Genomic DNA, 21,812 nt, shown 5'->3' on the forward strand with positions numbered 1-21,812 from the left:
ACACTTTTATAGAGGGAAAAACTTCCACATTTATAAAAAACTCATTGAATATGCGATTTGTTTACTTTATCATTCGTTGTAGAATGCTGTTTTAGGAGGTTTTCAAATGAAAAAATATGCTATTGATTTCAGTCATTCAACGATCGGATTTTCTGTAAGACATATGATGATTTCTCGAATTCATGGTACGTTTGAATCGTACAGCGGCGAAATAGTTGCATCCAATATCGAACAAATGCAGGATGCAAACATTTCTATCACGATTACAGTGGCTAGTGTCTCCACCAAGAATCATGATCGTGATGTCCACCTTGTGTCTCCTGACTTTTTTGATGCAGACGTCTATCCAAAAATAGTATTTACCTCTACATATATTGATAAACTTGATGATAAAAATTTTGCTATTCATGGGGATTTAACCATCAAAAACATAACAAGACCTATCGTATTTACAACAGTATATACAGGAAAAGGTGTGAATCCATGGGCACAAGAAGTATTTGGCTTCCAAGCTAAAGCCCAAATTGATCGTCGTGATTTTAATTTAGTCTACAATACCTTTTTAGAAACAGGTGGTGTATTGATTAGCGATGAAATAGACGTGATAGTAGATCTTGAATTAAATCCTCTTTAAGTATTGTTTCTACCTTAAAGAAAGGGAGGAATTTATGTTTTGGTTTGATAATGATTTTTTATTTGGCTCCGCTTTTATTACCATCATCTTCTTTATTGTTTTTGGAAGCATAGCCTTTATGATTGTAAACGGGATTATCACTTGGTCTAAAAACAACCGTTCACCAATTTTAACAGTACCCGCTAAGGTTGTGACAAAGCGTACGAATGTACGTGGGGGATCTAACAATACTGGGGCATCTACATCCTATTACGTTACGTTTGAAGAGCAAAACGGAGAACGGCATGAACTAAAGATGAATGGCTACGATTATGGTCAGCTTGTAGAAGGTGATCTTGGCATTTTAACCTATCAAGGTACACGGTATCATTCATTCAACAGACATAAAAAAGGAGAGTAGCGATTATCGTACTCTCCTTTTCTTATTCTCTTATTTAATTAAATATTTAGCAAATCCAGCTTCTGTATCTTCTAAATATTCAATACCACTACCTGCTGGAATAAACTTTTGTGCATCTTTTGCAGATAGGTAGATAACCTTTGTATTGGCTGGGAAAGGTACAAATGACCAGTTATTATCCGCAGCTGGGTTAATTGTTTTATTGGCCATAATATAATCTACAACAGCTTGTCGATTTTCATAAGCATAGTTTGTTATGTTAGAGCCGTCAGTATTTTTAAATGTCGCCCCATATGATCCACCAACACGGTAATTGTTTGTGATGATGATGAATTCTTGTTTTAAATCGATTGGTTTACCATTGTATTGTACATTCTTAATACGATTTGCCTTTTCATCAGTAAGATTACCGCGGCGGTCATATTTTGCTGGCGATGTGACATCAATTTGATATGTTAAGCCATCTAACACATCAAAGTTATAAGAACGTGCTTCTGCATCGATAATATTTTGCTCTTCTGTTTTAGTCGGATCAATTGTTGCAAAAATACCAGCAGCCATCTCTAACCACTCGATTGCTTGTGCGCCTGTCACTTTAATCGTAGCAACAGTATTGTCATAATGATAAATGTCGGCCATATTTTTAATAGCAAGCGGTCCTACAGGAATATTTGTATAATCTAATGGATTATTACGTGATCCTGCTTTGAAAGGAGCTCCAGCTGAAAGAATTGGTGTCTTTTCATCAGCCGTACCCTTTAGCTCTTGTTCGATAAACCATTTTTGAGCTTGTGTTACGATTTGAATGGATGGATCATCTTGCACCATTGAAAAATAACTATGGATTGGTGCTGTTGTTTCTCCAACAGGCTGACGGATATACGTTAATGTGCCCTCATGTGCCTCTTTAATAGCCTCTAAAACCGTTGTGGATGGTTGTAAACCTTCTTGTTTGATCGATTGTAAAGAACCTTTACCATCTACCACTACCCATTCTGATCCTTGTTGTTCTAGTTTTAAATCAATTACACCAAGATGACTACCATAGCTACCTGCCATAACAGTAGGAACACCGTGAATTGTCCCCTTCTCTTGGTCAACATCTTTCAAATCCTTATAGTCACCAGGGAATGTTAAATGAGAGTGTCCTGTAATTAAAGCATCAATACCATCAATTTCTGCTAATTGGTAACCAACATTTTCAGCACCCTTCACATAAGTATCTTCACCAATACCTGAATGTGACAGAACGACAATCACGTCAGCTCCAGCCTTTTGCATTTCTGGTACTACCTCTTTCACAGCTTCGACTGGCTCTTGCATTTCCACTTTACCTGCTAAATGAATGGCATCCCATTCAACAATTTTCGTTGGAACAATCCCTGTAACACCAACTTTAAGTGTATGTTTTTTACCTGAACTGTCTACCACTTCTTTATCAAGAATGACATAAGGTGTAAACATACGTTCTTTTGTTTTTGCATCATAGGTATTAGCATTTACCACTGGATACTTTGCATCGTTTAATACTTCATCTAAAAAGTCTAGACCATAGTTGAATTCATGATTTCCTAAAGTTCCACCATCGTATTTTAATGCATTAAGTGCAGCAATAGCTGGATGAACTTCACCTGGCTTTAAAACACTTTCTAATGCTTTATATGAGCCAAGTGGTGTGCCTTGAATTAAATCACCATTATCAAATAGTAATGTATTTGGATTTTTAGCTCTTACTTGCTCAATAAGTGTTGCGGTATTAGCTAACCCAAGCTCTGATGATGGAGCATCTAAATAGTAATTGTAATTAGCTAAATTGGTATGAATATCTGTTGTCCCTAAAATCTGAAGATCAACTGATACACCAGTTGAAGGTGCTTTGTACTCTGCTACAAAGCGCTCCACAATACTCTCCATCTGTTCCTTTGTCACATAGTCACGAGGACGAATAGTATTATCCTCAAATGCTTGTAAAATGTTTGCTGCAACAGCATTCGCTAAATCTTGTTTATATGCCGTTGCAATTTGATCTGCATCCTTAAATTGCTCTAAAACTTTGAGGGAAGCGTTTTCACTAACAAGTCCACGAGCAGAGATAACAAATGCTTGCTGACGTGTTAATTTGTCATCTGGGCCAAATGTCGTTGCTGTTTTCCCTTTAATAAGTTTTAATTGAACAGCTTTTTCTACATAAGGTGCTAAATCCTTAGAGACATCGTTAAAGGCAAGCGAAGAGCCGTCACCCATCTCTACATCTAAATTTTCTACTAATTCTTTTACATAATCTGCGCGTGTTACATCATTGGAAGCAGCATCAGCAGAAATTCCAAATGGTATAAACGCGAAAAGGACTAGTAACGTCGCCAAGAAATTAGTTATTAATTTCTTATTCATACAACAACCTCCTTAATAATCTAGTATTTTCCTACAAATTCTATTATATTAAAACCATTCTAATTTTTACTGAATATATAGTCCTAATTATATGTATTTTTAAAAGAATGGTTAATTACTTTCCCTCCAAATCATAGATTTCTACCATCCTTTATTTTTCTATTAAATAGGATGTTAGTAAATGTAAATTCAAAATAATTAGTTACTGTCAATATGTCCGACCTCCATACCACACCATACATCTGTTAACAAAATAAAAAAAGTCCTCCCAAAATTGAGAGGACTTTTAATAAAAAATAATTTTTATGCATTCACAGTTTGTAGTGATTGAGCAACCTTTTTCACTTCTTCTAGGCCATTTGCAATAATTTCTTGCGCTTTATCTGGTGAAGCATTGTGACCTTCAATAATCACTTCTTCAATAACTTCCATCCCGAATACGCCACCTACTACGTTTTTAATGTAGTTTACTGACATTTCCATTGGTTGAGCTTCTGGTGATGAATAGTAGCCACCACGAGCATTTAAAATAATCGCTTTTTTGTCAGTCATTAAGCTAATTAATTGACCATTTTCACCATATTTGAATGTGAATCCTGCTTGATATACATAGTCAATAAATGTTTGTAAAGGTGCTGGAATTGTTAAGTTCCATAGTGGGAATGCAAATACAACTAAATCAGCTGCAGTTAATGCATCCATTGCTTTTTGTTTTGCAGCTAATAGACGTGATTCAATGTCTGTTAACTCTCCACCATTTTGGACTTTACCAAAAGCATTGAAAAGATCTTGTCCAAAATAAGGCATATCTTCTGCAAATACGTCAAAAGTTGTTACGTTGGCACCTTGTACATTTTCCATAAAAGTATCATACATTTTTGTTGAAATACCGTCTGGACGGTTGTTAGCTTTTACTACTAAAACGTTCATTATATAAAATCTCCCTTAAATTTCAGAATCTAATATCTCGAATTCAAGATATGCGTTTATCTTAAAAAATTTCATCTAAAATGTCAATGTTCCATGCCTCAGACTTTTGACTGAAATATTCTATCTTTTCTCCATTCTAACAAGAGGAGTTGAAAGCCTTCCTCCTCTCTAGTAAGCTAAAATTTACAATTATCGTCTGTACAAATACCCGCATCACCTGTGCCAGCCATCTTTAGCGATGGTTGTAAGCCCTCTTCTTCAGCAACTTTACGCAATGTATCCTCAAATACCTCCTGCGGTTGTGCACCTGAAATACCATATTTACGGTTTAAGACAAAGAACGGTACCCCTCGTACACCAAGCTGGAGGCCTTCTTGAATATCCGCTTCTACCTCATTTTTATAAACATCATCGGCAAGAACCTTTGCAACTTCTTCACGCTCTAGCCTTACTTTCTCAGCTATCTCTAATAAAACATCATCTTGACCGATACGCTTTCCTTCAATAAAATGACTGTGTAAAAGTAACTCCACTAGAGCTGTAACATCTCCCTGTTGTTCAGCCCATTTTACAAGCCGATGTGCTTTTAGCGTATTCTCTTCCATCAAATTGCTAAAATCGTAGTTTAGCCCTACTTCTTTCGCACGCTCTGTTACACCCACTGTCATTTCCTTTGCCTTCTCTAAGGACATTCCATATTTCTTTGCCAATGATTCATAGACAGTACTATGCGAATCTATTGGAGTAGTTGGATCTAGTTGGTAGCTTTTATAGACAAGCTCCACCTGCCCCGAATAGCCAGTATCCTCAATCGCTTTCTCTAATTGTTTTTTACCAATATAACAAAATGGGCATACATAGTCAGACCAAATTTCAATTTTCATTTCATACTCACTCCTTTTGCTACATTGTAGCGATAGTTGAAATCACAAGGCAATTTTAATGCTTCACTGCATAAATTTTCAAGTTCTTCTACATACTGAACACAAAAACAATGTGAGGTTTCTATATGACACAATCTCTTTGGCTTGCTACAACTGAGTCTGTCTCTTTATCTTCTCTTACTTCCTCAACAACATGCGATGTATGTATAATCGGTGGTGGCTTAACTGGTTTATATACTGCCTATACTTTAGCAAAAGCAGGTGTGGATGTAGTTCTTCTCGAAGCAAATACCCATTTTGGTCACGGTACGACAGGGCATTCAACAGGAAAATTAACAGCCCAACATAGCATTGTCTATGCAAATCTTTTAGAAAAATTATCTTTAGAAGAGGCACAGCTTTATTATCAACTGAATCAACAAGCCATTGATAAAGCTAGACAGATACTCCCACCAGACAGGGTTCGTTCGGTGGATTCACTGTTATACTGTCAAACAAAAGAAGGCTATGCACAATTATTAAAAGAATGGAATGCCTATAAGGTTTTAAACATTAAGTCTAACCTTACCTCTGACACAGAGCTCCCATTCCCTATTACAAAAGCTTTATGTATGACACAACAAGCACAAATAAATCCTGTTGAAGTAAGTAATTTTCTTGCGAAAGAGGCGCAGAAGATGGGCGCAAAACTTTATGCAAATACCCGTGTTCAGCAATTAAACATACCACAGAATAACTTATATACCGAAAAAAATATGTCGGTTCAATATAATAAACTTATTTTATGTTCACATTATCCCATTGAAGCATTTAAAGGGCTTAAACTTTTTAAATTATCCAATAGTCGCTCCTATATGGTTGCAAGTAAAACCTCTGAGACTATGCAAGGTCAATATTTATCAGTTGATTTTCCTTCCCGTTCGATACGGACTGCCACGATTAATCAGGAAAATTATTTAGTCTTAGGAGGTGCGAATCACATCGCTGGCGAGACCGTTCATACCGAGCCATATTATGAGGCCATTTCCAATGAAATGAAGGAGCATTTTGAACAACAGCCACTTTATCGATGGTCAGCCCAGGATATAGAAACACCTGATATTGTCCCTTATGTTGGGAGAATTACAAACTCCTTACCTAACGTATTAATTGCCACTGGCTATCGAAAATGGGGAATCTCCAATTCCTTTGTCGCAGGCGATATCTTATCGTCTCTTTTAACAGGCTCAAAGATTGAAGAAGGTGCTATCGCTCTTTATTCACCATCACGTACTAAATTCGGTGCCCAATTCATGCAAATGCTGAAAGTAGGAGGATTTGTTGCCAAGGAATATATAGCTGGGTATATGAGGAATGCCACTGCTCCAACCTGTACTCATTTAGGCTGCAAAACAAAGTGGAATGAAGCTGATGAAACATGGGATTGTCCTTGCCATGGTTCCCGTTTTAACGCTAAGGGTGAGGTGCTTGAAGGCCCTGCTGTACAGCCATTAAAACTCGATTAAAAAAGAGGCTGTCTTAATAGACAGCCTCTTTTTTATTTTAGAGCTTCTGTTAATACTGGCACAATTTGTTTCTTACGAGAAACAACATCTGGTAATACAACACGGTTATTGATAAGATCAGCACCGAATCCTTTTGCTGCTGCTTCTGCTACTTGCCCAATTGCAACAGCTGTTGAATCATTATTTAAAATGTCAGTCACAACGAAGAAGAATAGATCTAAGCCATTTTCTGCAACATTTTTATTGAGTAGGATTTCTAACTCTTCTTGACGATTAAGCACATCATTAACATCAACTGCATTAACTTGAGCTACAACAGATTTGTACTCACCAAATTGGAATTCCTTTGCATCTAATGATAATAAATCTTCTAATGATTTATCAGATAAATCAGCACCTGCTTTTAGCATTGCTAAACCATACTCTGCAATCTCCACACCGGCAATTTTTGCTAGCTCTTCACCAGCTTTTACATCTTGCTCTGTGCAAGTCGGTGATTTGAATAATAATGTATCTGAAACAATTGCAGATAACATTAAACCAGCAATGTTCGCAGGTATGTCTAAACCGTTTTCGTTAAAAATTTTCTTAAGAATAGTAGCCGTACAGCCTACTGGTTCTGCACGATAATATAGTGGATCAGCTGTTTGGAAGTTGGCGATGCGGTGGTGATCAATTACCTCTGCAATTTGCACTTCCTCAATACCGTCAGCCGATTGTTGGAATTCATTGTGGTCTACTAGAATAACTTTGTCCGCTTCACCAACTACAGAAGAGATTAAACGTGGCGCTTCAAAGCCGAATTTATCTAATGCAAATTGAGTTTCATTATTAACATCTCCAAGACGTACTGCCTCAGCTTCTTCACCAATTTGCTGTTTTAAATAGGCATATACAATAGCAGACGTGATTGTGTCTGTATCTGGGTTTTTATGTCCAAAAACTAATACTTTACTCATAGAATTAATTCCTCCTAAAATGGCACTTACATTTATATTTTATTTTATCATACCTTATAGCCTGACAAGTGATAAAGTGAAACTTTGGAACAATTTCGCCTCAGCGTATATACCACTGACCCTCACTCTCGATATAACATACAGTGCTTAATTGTGTCCAAACTATATTATGCAAATAGAATGGCAGTGCTCTAAATACATACTTTTCAAATAAGATATCTATATTATAACTAGCTTAAGTTGCTATGTATACTTTTAATAGGTCTAATTACTTCTATAAAACTCTCTATTTTTACCAACCTATTTTTAACATTCAATAGTAAAAATGCCTAAATTTTATAAAATAATTAGTTTATATAGATATTTAGTTGGGTTTTCATATTTAAGTCATCATAATTTTATGCTATCATCAGGTAGTCTATATTTTTGGATATTCAGGAAATGGGGATTACGATGACGAAGAAGATAGAAAAAAAGTACATTCCTTTAGCTAACTATTTTGATGTAGCTTTACAACAAGAAATTACTTTATCCTTTGGTGAATTAGAAAACATTATGGGACAAGCATTACCGAACGCTGCCTACTTAAATAAAAGCTGGTGGAAAAAAACTAAGCCCCCTCTCTCACATTATTTATCATGGACAAATGCAGGCTATTATGTCATTGATGTTAAACTAGGTTCTAGTGTATCTTTCTCACGTACGCAAATGAAGTCTACCGAAAACAACACTTCTAATAGTGAGGAGAATTCATCTGCATACATAATACGAGGAATTGAAGCATCTGATGCTAGATCATTCATTCATTTGCAAGAGGAGATTTTTCAAGAAACTGACTTCATGTATAATGTTCAAAACGAGCTAGATCTCACTGTCCAACAACTTCGTAAAAATTTAACCTATTGGAAGCAATTAAAAAACCGTACTATACTACTTTGTGTACTAAACGGAATTTTTGCGGGTTATGCGGTTATTCATGGATATAAACAATCAAAAGCTAGACATGTTGCCTCTATTCGTTTAGCTGTGAAAGAAGAGTATCAGCAAAAAGGTATTGGCTCCGCACTGATGAAAGCTGTTGAAAGTTGGTCTAAACAACATGATATTTCCCGTTTAGAGTTATCTGTTATGGAGCATAACAATGTAGCTTTACACCTCTTTACAAAGCTAGGATTTCATCAGGAGGGCATTCGAAAAAATGCCATTAAATTAAATGATACTTATATTAATGAATATAGCTTGAGTAAAATTCTATAATTCACTTTTCCTAGATGTCTAAATACTATTTGGACATCTTTTTATATAGAAAATTTCAAAAAAATACGCATAGATAGTGTGTTTCAACAACTATCTATGCGTATTTACATTAAAATACCTGCTTTTCTCTAATAGCATCTAAGAATAATACATTACTTTCTACTTGCTCATACAATTGCTGATATTTATCATAGTGGTCTTTATCCTGGCTTATCATTTCCTCTATCAACGCATGCAAAAATGAAATCAAGACTGGGGCAATGTCTAGAGAAGAATGATTCTTGGTACCGAGGGTAAATAATGCACTGGCATATTCTCGAATAGGCGAAAATGCAGAACCTGTAATGGCAATAATTTTCACTTTCTTTACCTTTGCAATTTCAACAATCGTTTTAATATCCTCAATCTGTTTATCAAAAGATAGTACAATTAAAGTCGTATGTTCGCCCATACTGTTTATTTGATTCACTAAATCATCTGAGTCTAAACGAAGCTGCTTAATATTAGCACGAAGTGTTTTCAATGTATTAGATAGCCAATTTGCAACAGATGCATTGTGACGAGTACCTAGAATATAGATATTGTCTGCTTCATGCATCCATTTTGAGCATTTTTGGATCTGCTGATCGTTAATCAAATGAATTGTTTCTTGAATATTTTGGCTATCTCGTTGCATCACCTTACCAAAGCTAGAATTAGTCAGCTTCTTAGCAGTATATGTAGGCTGTAGATTTGCACCTACATCTTGAGACATAATATAGGCTCTAACTTCCTCTTGCAGTTCTACATACCCTGACAAATCCATAGCATAACAAAATCGAATCACGGTTGATTCACTTACATTAGCCAATCTGCCAACCTCTGCTGCTCCATTAGCAATCACTGTTGTGGGATTATCCATTACAAATTGAGCTACTTTACGCTGGCCCTTTGACAGCCTTACAAACCTTTTCTTTATATCTTCATGAATACTCATTCCTAACAACCTTTCTTTCAATGACCTTATCACGAACGGGAGATTGTTTCCTACTGACTCAAAATTCGATTAAAAATACAGTATCACGATTACAATTTGAATACAATGACTTTTCTGAAAAATCTTCATCGCATTAACCTGCTAATAAAACAATTTGATTTACGCTTTAACCATTTTATATTGATTTGTCATTTTAACAAATAAATCAGTCAAATCGAATAAAAATTAATAAAATCTTATTTTTATGTATTATTTAAGCGAAATCAGACAAAAATGTCCTGGACCAATTCCTTTGATCCAGGACATTCTATTTCATATTATTCTAGTTCAAGCTGCTTCGTTTCCTTCCCAAGGAAGATGACCCCTATAACACCGATAATAATCGCTCCACAGAAAATGGCAAAGATAAAGCCTATATCATAGCCTGCCGTTAATAAAAAGCCAACGAGCAACGGACCAAAAATACCACCAATTCGTCCAACTGCTGCTGCCATACCAGCACCTGTTCCACGAATAACTGATGGATATTGCTCGGGTGTATAAGCATATAATGCTCCCCAAGCTCCTAAGTTAAAGAAAGATAAAAGCATCCCTGAAGTTAACAATACGGCTAAAGTATCTGCATTACCAAAAATATAAGCACTCGCTGCAGTACCAATTAGATAGGAAACAAGGACAAACTTACGTCCAAACTTTTCTATAAACCAAGCGGCTGTAAAGTAACCCGGTAATTGAGCTAAAGTCATGATCAAAACATATTTAAAGCTTGTGATCATGTCAAAGCCTTTCCCTACCATCACACTTGGCAGCCATAAAAACATGCCATAATACGAAAATACAACTGTAAACCATAATAGCCACAGCATAAATGTAGAACGAGCATACTTTTTTGACCAAACCTCTTTCATATTTTGGCCAATGCTCCGTTTTTTTGCTTCTTCCTTCACAGTAAATTGTGGTGAATCTGGCAAATGCCAACGAAGATAAATAGCATAAAACGCTGGAAGTGCTGTTAGTATAAGGGCTACTCGCCATCCCCATGTGGGAATAACAAAATACGAAATAAGTGCTGCAATTAACCAGCCTGCTGCCCAAAAGCTTTCAAGTAATACAACCACGCGCCCTCTTTCTTTGGCAGCCACACTTTCAGATACAAGTGTTGAAGCTACAGGCAATTCTCCTCCTAGCCCCATCCCTACTAAAAAGCGTAAAATTAAAAATGCAGTTAATGTTGTTGTAAAAGCGGATAATCCACTTGCAATAGAAAAAAGGACAAGTGTCCACATAAATATTTGCTTGCGACCTACTTTATCAGCAAACACACCAAAAAAGAGTGCTCCTACAGCCATGCCGATAGAATTTATACTACCAATCCAACCAGACTGACTTGGTGATAGTCCCCACTCAGCGGCCAATGCTGCAATGACAAAGGATAATATACCAACGTCCATCGCATCAAAGAGCCACCCAACCCCCGCTACACCCAATAATTTATTTCTGGAAATGGATTGCTGAGGTTTCTTTGTTACTGCTGTATTTATTGTCATCCCAACCACCTGTCTTTACACTTGACTTTACATTACAAGATTACTATACAGTTGTTTCAAGAAAGTGACAAGTACTATTCAAATTACCGAATTGTTTCGACAATTAATGAAATGGTATTGAAATAATAGTGCTATTTGCGTTAAAATGTCTTTTATACAAAAACAACTGTTCTTTCTATAAGAACAAAAGGAGATCGTTACGTTATGTGGAAAGGCCTTATCGAAGAATATAAACAATTTTTACCCGTAACTGAAAATACACCTGCTTTAACTTTAAATGAAGGCAATACGCCTCTTATACATTTAGTGAATTTATCTAAGAAACTAGGCATTGAGCTTTACGGAAAAATTGAGGGTGCAAACCCAACTGGCTCATTTAAAGACCGAGGAATGGTATTTGCTGTTGCAAAAGCAATCGAGGATGGAAGTCAATGCGTTATTTGCGCTTCTACAGGAAACACTTCCGCTGCTGCGGCTGCTTATGCAACTCGTGCAGGCATCCAATCAATCGTTGTTATTCCAAAAGGTAAAGTTGCTCTCGGAAAGTTAGCACAGGCAACAATGTACGGGGCAAAGATTATCGAAATTGACGGAAACTTTGATGATGCACTCAATATCGTTCGCCAAGTAAGTGAAACGACACCAGTTGCACTTGTTAACTCTGTAAATCCATACCGTATCGAAGGTCAAAAAACGGCTTCGTTCGAAATTGTTGATGCCTTAGGTTCAGCCCCTGATTATTTGTGTATTCCAGTTGGGAACGCAGGTAATATCACTGCATATTGGAAAGGGTTTAAAGAATATCACGCTGCAAAAAATAGTGGGCTACCAAAAATGTATGGCTTTGAAGCTGAAGGTGCTGCAGCAATCGTTAAGGGTGAGCCAATTGCTAATCCTGAAACAGTGGCAACTGCCATTCGAATTGGCAATCCTGCGAGTTGGACATTGGCAGAAGCTGCTCGAGATGAATCTGGTGGTATCATTGATTCTGTTACAGATGAAGAAATTGTAGCAGCCTATAAATTAATCGCAAGTACAGAAGGCATTTTTGTTGAGCCTGGCTCTGCTGCTTCTTTAGCAGGTGTTATGAAATCTGTTGAAAATGGAAAAATCCCTCAAGGCGCTAAGGTTGTAACAATCTTTACAGGGAATGGCCTAAAAGATCCTGATACAGCCATGAATGTGTCCACTGTAGAGGTCGTATCCCTTAAAAACGATGAAGAAGAAATTCGTGCATATATTGAGGGTGTACTATGAGTAAAATGTGGCAAATCTCAGTTCCTGGAAGCACAGCCAACTTAGGTCCAGGCTTTGATTCAATAGGACTTGGCTTGTCTCTTTACTTACAGCTTTCTGTTACCTTGCAAGAACAATGGGAAATTATTCATCTTGATGATAATGGTCCTAAAGAGTTTGAGCTTGAAGATCACTTACTATACATCATTGCAAAAAAAACTGCAGATCTATATGGTCAACAGCTACCTGCCTGTCGTGTGGAGATGACTAGTGAACTTCCATTGGCACGTGGACTTGGCAGCAGTGCAGCAGTTATTGTTGCAGGTATTGAGCTTGCTAACCAAGTCTGCAAGCTGGAGTTAACACTTCAAGATAAACTCAACCTCTCTTCACAAATTGAAGGACATCCAGATAACGCAACTGCTTCAGTTTTAGGAGGATTAACGATTTCTTCGATGGATGACAATGGCATAGTCGATACATTCCACATCAATGATATCGATGCCTCCTTTGTGGTATATGTACCAGATGTTGAATTAAAAACAAGTGAATCACGTTCTGTTTTACCAGAGCAATTTAACCGTTCCTATGCTGTTCACGCCTCAGCAAATGCAAATATGTTAGCCGCTTCTTTAATGGTACGAGATTTTGAACGTGCTGGACGTTATATGGAGGCAGATTTATTCCATGAACCGTTTCGTGCAAAGCTAATTCCTGCTTACGAAGAAATTCGTATGGCTGCAAAATCGAACGGTGCATATGGTACTGCTCTAAGTGGCGCTGGACCAACAATGATTTCTATTATTCCTTCTGCTATTGCCTCTGACTTCGTTGAATTAATGAAAAAGCAATTCCCAGAGCATCAAATTATTTTAACAAATGCTGATGAACATGGTGTACAAGTCAATGAATGTGTGAAACGTCTACTTTAATAGTAGGCGTTTTTTCTTGAAAGCAAGTTTGGATAAAACTAATATTATAGAAGTATAGAATTAGACCTTTTATACGCGCTTTTCTAAGGAGGAATTATCTTGAAACCCATTATATTCTGTGATTTCGATGGCACGATAACAGAAACAGATAACATTTTTTCACTTATGACTGAATTTGTACCAGAAGAATCTGAGAAAATTGCTCAAGCGATGATGGAGCAAACCATTTCATTTAAAGATGGGCTATCAGCAATGTTTCATCTACTTTCTACTCATCAAAAAGATGAAGTCATTCAATACCTAATGGAGTCGGCAGTTATACGTGAGGGATTTGGTGATTTTGCCCGCTATGCTCAAAATAACAATATACCATTTTATATTGTAAGTGGCGGAGTTGATTTTTTTATCGAGCCTTTAGTTGATAAATTTGGTCCCTTTTCAGGCATTTACTGTAATAAGGCCGATTTTTCTGGTAAACAAATAGAATTGATCTACCCAAATAGCTGTGATGAGGAGTGCGCTAAATACAGCACACAAGGATGTGGCTGCTGTAAACCAAGCGTAATGCGGAAGGTTGCTAAGGAAGATCATTATAAAATTGTAATTGGTGATTCTCTATCAGATTTTGAGGCAGCTAAACTAGCAGATATTGTTTTAGCTAGAGATCATCTTATCCAACGCTGTGAAGAGCTCCATGTTCCATATAGACCTTTTACCACATTTCATGATTGTCTCAAAATAGTACAAGAGCTAGTGGAGTCAAAAGAAGCTGTTGTTACACGCTAATAGAAAAAAGAAAAAGGAGCCACTTTTACAAAGATGTCTCCCTTTTCCTACTTACTTATGCTAATAATACTAAGCTAATGGCCATGACCGCCATCCCCCCTACTAGACCGTACATCGACAAATGTGTTTCATCATATCTTTGTGCAGCCGGTAGCAATTCATCTAGTGAAATAAAGACCATTATCCCTGCAACCCCAGCGAAAACGATTCCAAACATGACATCTGTTAAAAAGGGCATAAGGAGCAAAAAAGCTACTAATGCACCTACAGGCTCTGCCAATCCTGATAAAAAGGATAATTTAAAGGCTTTCCTTCGATTACCTGTTGCAAAGAAAATAGGAACAGATACAGCAATGCCTTCTGGAATATTATGAATAGCAACTGCAATGGCAATAGCAATCCCTACATTCGGATCATTAATAGCTGACATAAATGTAGCGATCCCCTCAGGAAAATTATGAATGCCAATCGCCAGAGCTGTAAAAACGCCCATCTTCATCAAATGTTCTTCATTAACCTGTGGTTTGATGGCATTAACATCCTCTACCAGCTTTACTTCATGAGGATTAGTTGCCTTCGGAATGAATTTATCAATTAAGGCAATAAACAACATCCCACCGAAAAATCCTAGGATTGTCATCCAATAGCCATTTGTTGTACCTAATGCATTGGTTAAAGCATCTTTAGCTTTCACAAATATTTCTACAAGGGATACATAAATCATCACCCCTGCTGAAAAACCCAATGCTAATGATAAAAATTTTGTATTTGTTCTTGATGTAAAAAATGCTATTAAACTACCTACACCTGTTGCAAGTCCAGCAAACAGGGTTAATCCTAATGCCAGTAAAACATTTCCGTCCATGCCCTTCTTCCTTTGCTCTTTTTCTTATTGTACTCATCTTAACGTAGAAGTTTCCTATACGCAATTCTTTTTTATAAGGCAAATATCATTCTTTACAGTGTCTCGGTAAAATGTAAAAAAGCAGTATCTATCATGTGAAATAGATACTGCCTGTCTTTTTATTTATGATTAGATGGAAATAAACGTTTACGCCGTTCGTACCAAATGACACAGATGATAAACCAAGTATAGCCGATGCTCCAACCACCAAGTACATCTGTAGCAAAATGTCGAGCTCCTGCAATACGTGATAAACCAATAAGCACCATTAAAATTGTAGCCCCAAGCCACAGAAGGTTTTTACGTTCTTTACTACTATTCTCCGCTAAAATATAAGCAAGTGTAAATAAATAAAGTATACCTGTCATCGAATGTCCAGACGGAAAGCTAAAGGATGTCAGTTGATCCTCAATTTCAGGTCGTGGACGTTGCACCCATTTCTTTAGTAATTGATTCAGAACATTGCCTACTGCAAAAGTTAGTACAACAAATAGCATACCTCGATAATTTTTTACCTTCCAAGCTAAATACACCATTAAAACTATTGCAACAGCAACAACAAATTTCGGCTCACCTATATAATGAAAGATCTCAATAAAACGATTACCAAAAAGAAGCTCTGCCATCTTTGCATCAAATGTATTCATCAGCTGACTATGATAAGTGGCTCTTAATACAATAAAGACAATTAACGTTAAAACTGCTAATGGATATGCCCATTTTTTCATTTTTTCACCTCAAAAAACATTCATGCTATGTCCTTCACATCATAACACAAATAAATCTTTTCTGAATGAAATATAGGCCTTCATTTTATGAAAGGTTTACACCATTGACCTCTTGATAAATAGTGACAGATTCTTCTTCTGGTTTGTGAAAGTAATTGGAAACGGCCAATGCAACAATGAATAAAATGGCTACTATAGGTAGTATTCTTCTAAACATCCTAAACACTCCCTTATTCTTTTACTAGACCAAATTTGTCTACTTAATTAGCACTGGATCAAAAAGCCAATCTTTTGAACCAAAGTTTACATCCTTTTCTCCTCTAACCTCACGTGAAATACCATATTTTATAATAGTTTCTCTAAATCTTTTACTAAACAAAGTCTTTCTATATAGATATCTTCCATCATGACTACACTCGGCTGAGTAGAAAACATCACCTTTTAAGTTTTCCAAATCTTCATGATGATAAATATCAGGACCATTAATGACACCATTTAAACCACAACTACACGGAGGTTGCTCAGTTGCAAAGTATAATTTAACTCTGTCCTTACTACACTCAGGGAGTATTTGTATAGGAATAATTTGATAGGCTGGCTGTTTTCCTTCTTCCGGGCCTTGATGGATCACCTCTAAAAGCTCATAGCCTTCTAGTTTTTCTCTTTTCATTAAAGATACTAGTTCCTCAGAAGCTACCCAATAACCATTTACATGCACTAGATGACGATCTTTCATCTGCGTAGTATCAATGACTATTGGTGATAACTGCTCTTTATCCATGAGCCCACAACACTTACAATGTGTACTCAAAGAAAATAGTGTCCCTTTATCTTCTAAGAACATTTCCGGTGAATTACCTGTTGAATTTAAAGTAAATAATGGTGCTCGTTCATACTCTGTATCTGAAAATTCAAAGTAAAAACGTTCTCCGATTGAAACGATTCCAAATTCACGCTCTAATGACTCATATAAAGCTGTTACCTGCTCGTATGTTACATCTTCATTTAATGTAAAAATAGGATTAAATTTTGTTTTTAAGTTTCTTTTTCTCAATTCAGGCGCACCAATAGCAATACCATGACGATTATAAACGTTAATAACTTGATCTTGACTAGTTTCATCTATGGAAAACAAATTTTCAAGTTCTACTTTCACAATACACGCCTACCTTTATAAAGTTTTATGGTGAAGTATATTGACTAGCTAGTAACATTCTACTAACGCTACTTTATTCATAGATAGTCAGGCTGCTTATTTAATAAAATGATTTATATATTACTCACTAAAGCAAATCTACTTAACCATTGTTAATTTAAGCGTACCAGTAGTTATACCGTTATTTCAACTTCGGGTTTACGCCAATTTTCTGGCGTGATTCAGACAAATTTTTGGCGTGATTTGGCGGAAACAAAAAACACCGCCACTTTTTTGGCGGTGTCTATCATATTTTATAGGCAATTCAGTATAGGAATATGGTTTTATTTTACTAAGGAAATATATAGGATATTCCATTCCCATAATGCCCCCTATTAATTGAAAAATATACCAACATTATAACATAGAAATATTTTAGAGTAAATTCATTCTCTCAGCAAGATTTACAGCTTCTGTTCGTGAATCTACATTCAACAAAGAAAAGAGTTGCGTTAAATATCTCTCCGTTGTACGTTGAGGAATATTTAATTCAATAGCGATAGCTTTATTTGTATGGCCCTCTGCAATGAGTCTTAGAATTTTCTTTTCCTTTTCATTTAAGTGAATATCTTTAGCGCCTTGCAGTTTAAATTTATCATCCAGAAAATCTAAGAAATTTTTAGGTAAAACAATTTCACCGTTTGCAATTGCCCTTACTGTTCTTAATATTTGCTCTTTCGAAGCTGTTTTAGCTAAAATACCTTCTATTTTTCTTTCTAAAATGAGTGGATAATAATCCGTAATGTCATCACCTGTGTAAAGAATAACTGAAGCATTTGACTGAATAGCCTTGATATTACGGGCTAGGTTAATTCCATTTTCTAATGGCATATTGATATCTATTAGATAGATATCGTACGGTTTATTCTTTATCCTTTGAATGACACAAGTTGCATCACTTTCCGTATCGATGATAATATCTTCATTCTCTTGAAATAAATTTTTAGTTCCCTCTAACACTATAGGGTGATCATCCACTATGAGCATCGTAATCAAGTGTTTCACTCCCTTCTTTCACCATGATTCTAATAAACATCCCTTTATTGATATTTGAGTCAATAGTAAATTGTCCGTTAAACGCTTTTACGCGCTCCTGCATGCCTTGAATGCCCATAGATTCTGCTACTATAATGTCCTCTACATTACAGCCTACACCATCATCTTTATAAATGATTTCAAAACCATCGTTCATTTCTTTTAAATGAATTTCAACTGATACTGCATAAGAATGCTTCAATGCATTATTAAGTAGCTCTTGGAATAAACGATAAATCATCAAATTCATGCGCTCATCCTCTAAATAAAGACGATCAATGGTGTAAATAAGCATGAAGTTAGCTCTTTCTTGAACTTTCCGAATCAGTTTTTCTAAAGCAGCATTTAAACCTAATGTATCTAGTAACGGCGGTTTTAGGTTTTCACAATAAGTACGTAATTCATGTAAGGATGCAACCATTTGTTTATGAATTTTCGCAAGCTTTTCTTGAATATCCGTGGTATTTTTTGCATTTACTAGGACATCCACCTCGCGAGCTATATGAAGTTGCTCCTGTAAATTGGTGTCATGTAACTCTTGAGCTAACTGGTATTTTTCTTCTTCAAATCTTAGCCATAATAGCTTATTCAGCCATGGTAACTGACCATCATCAGCTTGCTTCATATGCTTCAGTTCCTCTAGCAGTTCTTCTACCATCTTGGTATTTTCAATAAAATTATTTACATATAATAAGAGTAGTTCAAGCCATAAAAGCTCCTCATCTTTTAAATGAATCGTATTATTATGCCCTAGCACTAATGCTCTTTTAAAATGTGCATCCTGATGGAGGAATGCTATATAAACTTTGTCAATTTTGCGTATTTCACCTAATCTGATTTCTTCCATTGTGTCAGGATCGATCCTAATACTTTCACCAGCTATTGGTAAGAATTCGTTTTTGTCATAGTTATATGTTAAGACAAAAACATCCTCTAACTCCAGATGCACGGAAACCTCATAAGCAAACTTTTCTAAAAGTTCGTTAATTTTAATTGTTTTCCCAATTTTATCTACAGCTGTATATAGCTGATGAATATAGTCACCCTTTGTGGAAAATAATATTTTCCGCTTGCGATAATCGACCTTCTCTTTTACGTAAAAAAGTATGATTAATGAAGAAAATGTAAAGAAAGATACACCCGACACAACAGTCATGGTTAAATAACGCCCGGCAATAAAATATAGTCCCACTGTAAACCATACAGTAAAGATTAAAGAAAATATAACATAATAACGTAGTCTTGTAATATGGTACTCAATATCAAATAATCGCTCTGCTAATTGCGTAAAAATAAAGCTAAATGGTATAAACAATAAAAATAATGAGCTTATCTCAGAAGAAAGTATATACGTATGGAAAAAAATTTTAGGGAGTGCATATAAAAAAAGAAATGGTAGAAACGGTATTAATATACTATTTAATAAAATTTTCAACTGAGGTGAGCTGTACTTAAAATAGCTTATTAATAGAATACTAAGGATGATCACTAGGAGAATAAAGAAAATAGCCAATATAACATTGGAAAGAATATCATTTGAAGCAGGATAAATAGTACCCATACATCCTAATACAAAAGCTATAAAAGGAATTATATAAAAGAGCTTGATATTATTTGTAAACACCCAATTTGTTTTCACAAATGAATAATAATTTCTCAAAAAATGTAATAGTATAACTAAACATAACAGCATACTACTTCGATTTACGATAATGCCAATCGTATCCATCCTACCAGAGACACCACTACTTACATAAGCCAATGAAACGGTTAACATAAAAAGAATTAGTAAGTCAGCTAATTTTGTATTCCTTTGTTTGAAATGTAAATAAAATGCAACAAATAATGTTAATAAATAATAACAAGCTGGAATGATTAATACATAGATAAATTGTTGAGGGATATCCAAATGCTTAATATGTATATTGATTAGATCTCCATCGGGCTTCAGTACTGTTATTTCATTAGCAGATAAAATTTTAGATTTATATCTCAGTTGATTTAATTCATTGATGGGTTCATGATCTACACTTAAAATTGCATCACCAACAGAAATATTTTGATCCTCTGCCCAGTCTTTATAATAAAGTTGAGAAATAACCCATTTGTCATTCTCTTCTTCTACCCCAATTTGTATATAAGGCTCGCTATAATTCACATAATTTAAATAAAAACCAATAATTAAATAGAGAATTATAGCGGGCCAAAACAACTTACTTCGCAACTTTCTTAGTTCCAAATATCACTTTCTGTATTCATTTCACCGTTAAATGCTTCTAAAATTGCTGATTGCTCTACAGATGAAACTCCAACTAATGATGCTTTTTGCTCTTTTAATAGTGTAACTAGGCTTGGATTTTGCTCTAAATATTGGATTACATTAATCATTTTTATCTCTCCTCATTTCAATAGTTTTTGTAGGTATTCTCTACCTACCTGATTTATAGCTACATTTTCTAGGTAATTTAATGCTTTAAATTTATAGACGTTTTTTATGGTAATGGCATAACGTATCGCCCCACCATTTGTCAACGCATCTTCTGTTGCATTATTATCCAAATCTGTAACTATATCATCATTATAATAGCTAGAAACAGATTTTGAAACATCATTTTTCTGTGATAAAAGATAAATAATAGGCAGAGAATACCTTTTATTTAGCAGATCATTTTTAGGACCCCATACCTTTAAGCTTTGAATATCATTTTTAATTTGTTGGATGATCCCTATGTATTTCCCATATTCCTCTACTTCTTGAGATATTTCTCCTTTTGCAAGTACTTCGCCAACCAAGCAACCCATTGCTGTTAATGATCCGGATTTCAAGGTAATCATTTTTACATAGGAATCTTCATCGCGACAACTATTTAGTAAGTCTAATTGCTGTCCATTTATACTTTTTAATGCGTATTCATCAACTAGCTTTATAGCCGCTCTTTTATGTTCAAAAGAGGTTTCATCTATTGTTTTAGATGCCATGATCAGCATAGCTAAAGCAACGTTTAATGATAATTCAGGTGTTTTGTTCCAACTATAGTCTGAATCCTTATCCTGCAGATCATCAATAATATCAAAAGACAGTATTAAAAGTTCAATTGCAGCAGCTACCTTGTAGATATCTTGATTTATACTACTTGAAAATGCTTCATAATGCCAAAAACACATTTTACCAAAGGAAAAACCTACTGTTGTTTTTTCTTCTTTAAAGCTTTTTAGCATTAATTTTAGCTCAGGTCCAAGTAATAGCTCATTTTCTATAAGGATGTCTAATGATTCATTGATACGCATATCTAAATCCTTCAATAGTCCTCTCTCCTATCTAGTGTATTACTAGATATTATATAGATTAGTGGGAATTAATACTAGTCACGCCATTATATAATACATTAAATACCATTAATTCCTTTATAAAGAGAAAGACCGCCAAAAAATGGCGTTATTCATGCAAACCACGCCAGATTTTTGCTAATTATTACTAAAAAAATGGCGGTAGAGAACCAAGTACCGCCATTA

General features: G+C 35.5%; 21 protein-coding genes. 7 read left to right on the forward strand and 14 right to left on the reverse strand.

Annotation, left to right across the window (positions count from 1 at the left end; genetic code table 11):
- Nucleotides 1-106: 106 nt before the first annotated feature.
- Together NY607_RS15205 and NY607_RS15210 are read left to right on the forward strand one after the other, a co-directional pair.
- A complete protein-coding gene (locus tag NY607_RS15205) occupies nucleotides 107-634 on the forward strand; it encodes a YceI family protein (protein ID WP_131520865.1) in 528 nt (175 codons plus the stop codon).
- 34 nt (nucleotides 635-668) lie between these two features.
- On the forward strand, nucleotides 669-1,034 hold the full coding sequence (locus NY607_RS15210; protein ID WP_131520866.1) for a DUF2500 domain-containing protein: 366 nt from the start codon (nucleotides 669-671) through the stop codon (nucleotides 1,032-1,034).
- A gap of 30 nt (nucleotides 1,035-1,064) precedes the next feature.
- On the opposite strand, the gene NY607_RS15215 is transcribed toward NY607_RS15210, so the two are convergent.
- The 3 genes from NY607_RS15215 to NY607_RS15225 form a co-directional block, all read right to left on the reverse strand.
- A complete protein-coding gene (locus NY607_RS15215) occupies nucleotides 1,065-3,425 on the reverse strand; it encodes a bifunctional 2',3'-cyclic-nucleotide 2'-phosphodiesterase/3'-nucleotidase (protein ID WP_131520867.1) in 2,361 nt (786 codons plus the stop codon).
- 303 nt (nucleotides 3,426-3,728) lie between these two features.
- Nucleotides 3,729-4,355 (reverse strand): FMN-dependent NADH-azoreductase, encoded by a 627-nt coding sequence (locus NY607_RS15220; RefSeq protein WP_048394231.1) that lies wholly within the window; start codon nucleotides 4,353-4,355, stop codon nucleotides 3,729-3,731.
- Nucleotides 4,356-4,531: 176 nt separating this feature from the next.
- Nucleotides 4,532-5,239 carry a DsbA family oxidoreductase gene (locus NY607_RS15225; protein WP_259419919.1) on the reverse strand — a complete coding sequence of 236 codons (708 nt, stop codon included), beginning with the start codon at nucleotides 5,237-5,239 and terminating at the stop codon, nucleotides 4,532-4,534.
- Between the two features lie 125 nt (nucleotides 5,240-5,364).
- Here NY607_RS15225 and NY607_RS15230 point away from each other — a divergent pair, with 125 nt between their 5' ends.
- A complete protein-coding gene (locus NY607_RS15230) occupies nucleotides 5,365-6,744 on the forward strand; it encodes an FAD-dependent oxidoreductase (protein ID WP_066038018.1) in 1,380 nt (459 codons plus the stop codon).
- A gap of 32 nt (nucleotides 6,745-6,776) precedes the next feature.
- Here NY607_RS15230 and NY607_RS15235 read toward each other — a convergent pair whose 3' ends face one another.
- Complete coding sequence (locus NY607_RS15235) at nucleotides 6,777-7,703, reverse strand: manganese-dependent inorganic pyrophosphatase (protein ID WP_259419920.1); 927 nt, start codon at nucleotides 7,701-7,703, stop codon at nucleotides 6,777-6,779.
- 453 nt (nucleotides 7,704-8,156) lie between these two features.
- Between NY607_RS15235 and NY607_RS15240 the strand changes: the two genes are divergently transcribed.
- A complete protein-coding gene (locus NY607_RS15240; RefSeq protein WP_048394306.1) occupies nucleotides 8,157-8,960 on the forward strand; it encodes a GNAT family N-acetyltransferase in 804 nt (267 codons plus the stop codon).
- 109 nt (nucleotides 8,961-9,069) lie between these two features.
- On the opposite strand, the gene NY607_RS15245 is transcribed toward NY607_RS15240, so the two are convergent.
- Nucleotides 9,070-9,936, reverse strand: coding sequence for a MurR/RpiR family transcriptional regulator (locus tag NY607_RS15245; RefSeq protein WP_259419921.1), 867 nt, complete (start codon nucleotides 9,934-9,936; stop codon nucleotides 9,070-9,072).
- A gap of 317 nt (nucleotides 9,937-10,253) precedes the next feature.
- On the reverse strand, nucleotides 10,254-11,483 hold the full coding sequence (locus tag NY607_RS15250; protein ID WP_131520871.1) for an MFS transporter: 1,230 nt from the start codon (nucleotides 11,481-11,483) through the stop codon (nucleotides 10,254-10,256).
- Nucleotides 11,484-11,687: 204 nt separating this feature from the next.
- Between NY607_RS15250 and thrC the strand changes: the two genes are divergently transcribed.
- The 3 genes from thrC to NY607_RS15265 all read left to right on the forward strand — a co-directional run bounded on the left by thrC (nucleotide 11,688) and on the right by NY607_RS15265 (nucleotide 14,437).
- Nucleotides 11,688-12,740: a threonine synthase gene (gene thrC, locus NY607_RS15255; RefSeq protein ID WP_131520872.1), complete on the forward strand. Its 1,053-nt coding sequence runs from the start codon at nucleotides 11,688-11,690 to the stop codon at nucleotides 12,738-12,740.
- The gene (gene thrB / locus NY607_RS15260) at nucleotides 12,737-13,651 is read left to right on the forward strand and encodes a homoserine kinase (protein WP_259419922.1); all 915 of its coding nucleotides are present in this window, start codon (nucleotides 12,737-12,739) and stop codon (nucleotides 13,649-13,651) included. The genes thrC and thrB overlap by 4 nt, the downstream gene beginning before the upstream one ends.
- 99 nt (nucleotides 13,652-13,750) lie before the next feature.
- The gene (locus NY607_RS15265) at nucleotides 13,751-14,437 is read left to right on the forward strand and encodes an MtnX-like HAD-IB family phosphatase (protein WP_131520874.1); all 687 of its coding nucleotides are present in this window, start codon (nucleotides 13,751-13,753) and stop codon (nucleotides 14,435-14,437) included.
- A gap of 55 nt (nucleotides 14,438-14,492) precedes the next feature.
- Here the strand turns inward: NY607_RS15265 and zupT are convergent, their stop codons facing one another.
- The 8 genes from zupT to NY607_RS15305 form a co-directional block, all read right to left on the reverse strand.
- Nucleotides 14,493-15,302, reverse strand: a complete 810-nt coding sequence (zupT, locus tag NY607_RS15270; RefSeq protein WP_016992734.1) for a zinc transporter ZupT — start codon at nucleotides 15,300-15,302, stop codon at nucleotides 14,493-14,495.
- Nucleotides 15,303-15,460: 158 nt separating this feature from the next.
- Complete coding sequence (locus NY607_RS15275; protein WP_131520875.1) at nucleotides 15,461-16,069, reverse strand: phosphatase PAP2 family protein; 609 nt, start codon at nucleotides 16,067-16,069, stop codon at nucleotides 15,461-15,463.
- Nucleotides 16,070-16,154: 85 nt separating this feature from the next.
- Complete coding sequence (locus tag NY607_RS15280; RefSeq protein ID WP_255501606.1) at nucleotides 16,155-16,286, reverse strand: hypothetical protein; 132 nt, start codon at nucleotides 16,284-16,286, stop codon at nucleotides 16,155-16,157.
- 39 nt (nucleotides 16,287-16,325) lie between these two features.
- Nucleotides 16,326-17,225: a hypothetical protein gene (locus NY607_RS15285; protein WP_237898800.1), complete on the reverse strand. Its 900-nt coding sequence runs from the start codon at nucleotides 17,223-17,225 to the stop codon at nucleotides 16,326-16,328.
- 414 nt (nucleotides 17,226-17,639) lie between these two features.
- On the reverse strand, nucleotides 17,640-18,251 hold the full coding sequence (locus NY607_RS15290) for a response regulator transcription factor (protein WP_225341057.1): 612 nt from the start codon (nucleotides 18,249-18,251) through the stop codon (nucleotides 17,640-17,642).
- Nucleotides 18,235-20,538, reverse strand: coding sequence for a sensor histidine kinase (locus tag NY607_RS15295; RefSeq protein WP_250783509.1), 2,304 nt, complete (start codon nucleotides 20,536-20,538; stop codon nucleotides 18,235-18,237). Before NY607_RS15295 ends, NY607_RS15290 begins: the two co-directional genes overlap by 17 nt.
- Nucleotides 20,529-20,687 (reverse strand): competence pheromone ComX, encoded by a 159-nt coding sequence (gene comX / locus NY607_RS15300; protein ID WP_131520877.1) that lies wholly within the window; start codon nucleotides 20,685-20,687, stop codon nucleotides 20,529-20,531. Before comX ends, NY607_RS15295 begins: the two co-directional genes overlap by 10 nt.
- A gap of 12 nt (nucleotides 20,688-20,699) precedes the next feature.
- Nucleotides 20,700-21,602 carry a polyprenyl synthetase family protein gene (locus tag NY607_RS15305; protein ID WP_131520878.1) on the reverse strand — a complete coding sequence of 301 codons (903 nt, stop codon included), beginning with the start codon at nucleotides 21,600-21,602 and terminating at the stop codon, nucleotides 20,700-20,702.
- Nucleotides 21,603-21,812: the final 210 nt, after the last annotated feature.

This window comes from Lysinibacillus sp. A4 (assembly GCF_024919535.1).
In the GTDB taxonomy this organism is placed as follows: domain Bacteria; phylum Bacillota; class Bacilli; order Bacillales_A; family Planococcaceae; genus Lysinibacillus; species Lysinibacillus capsici.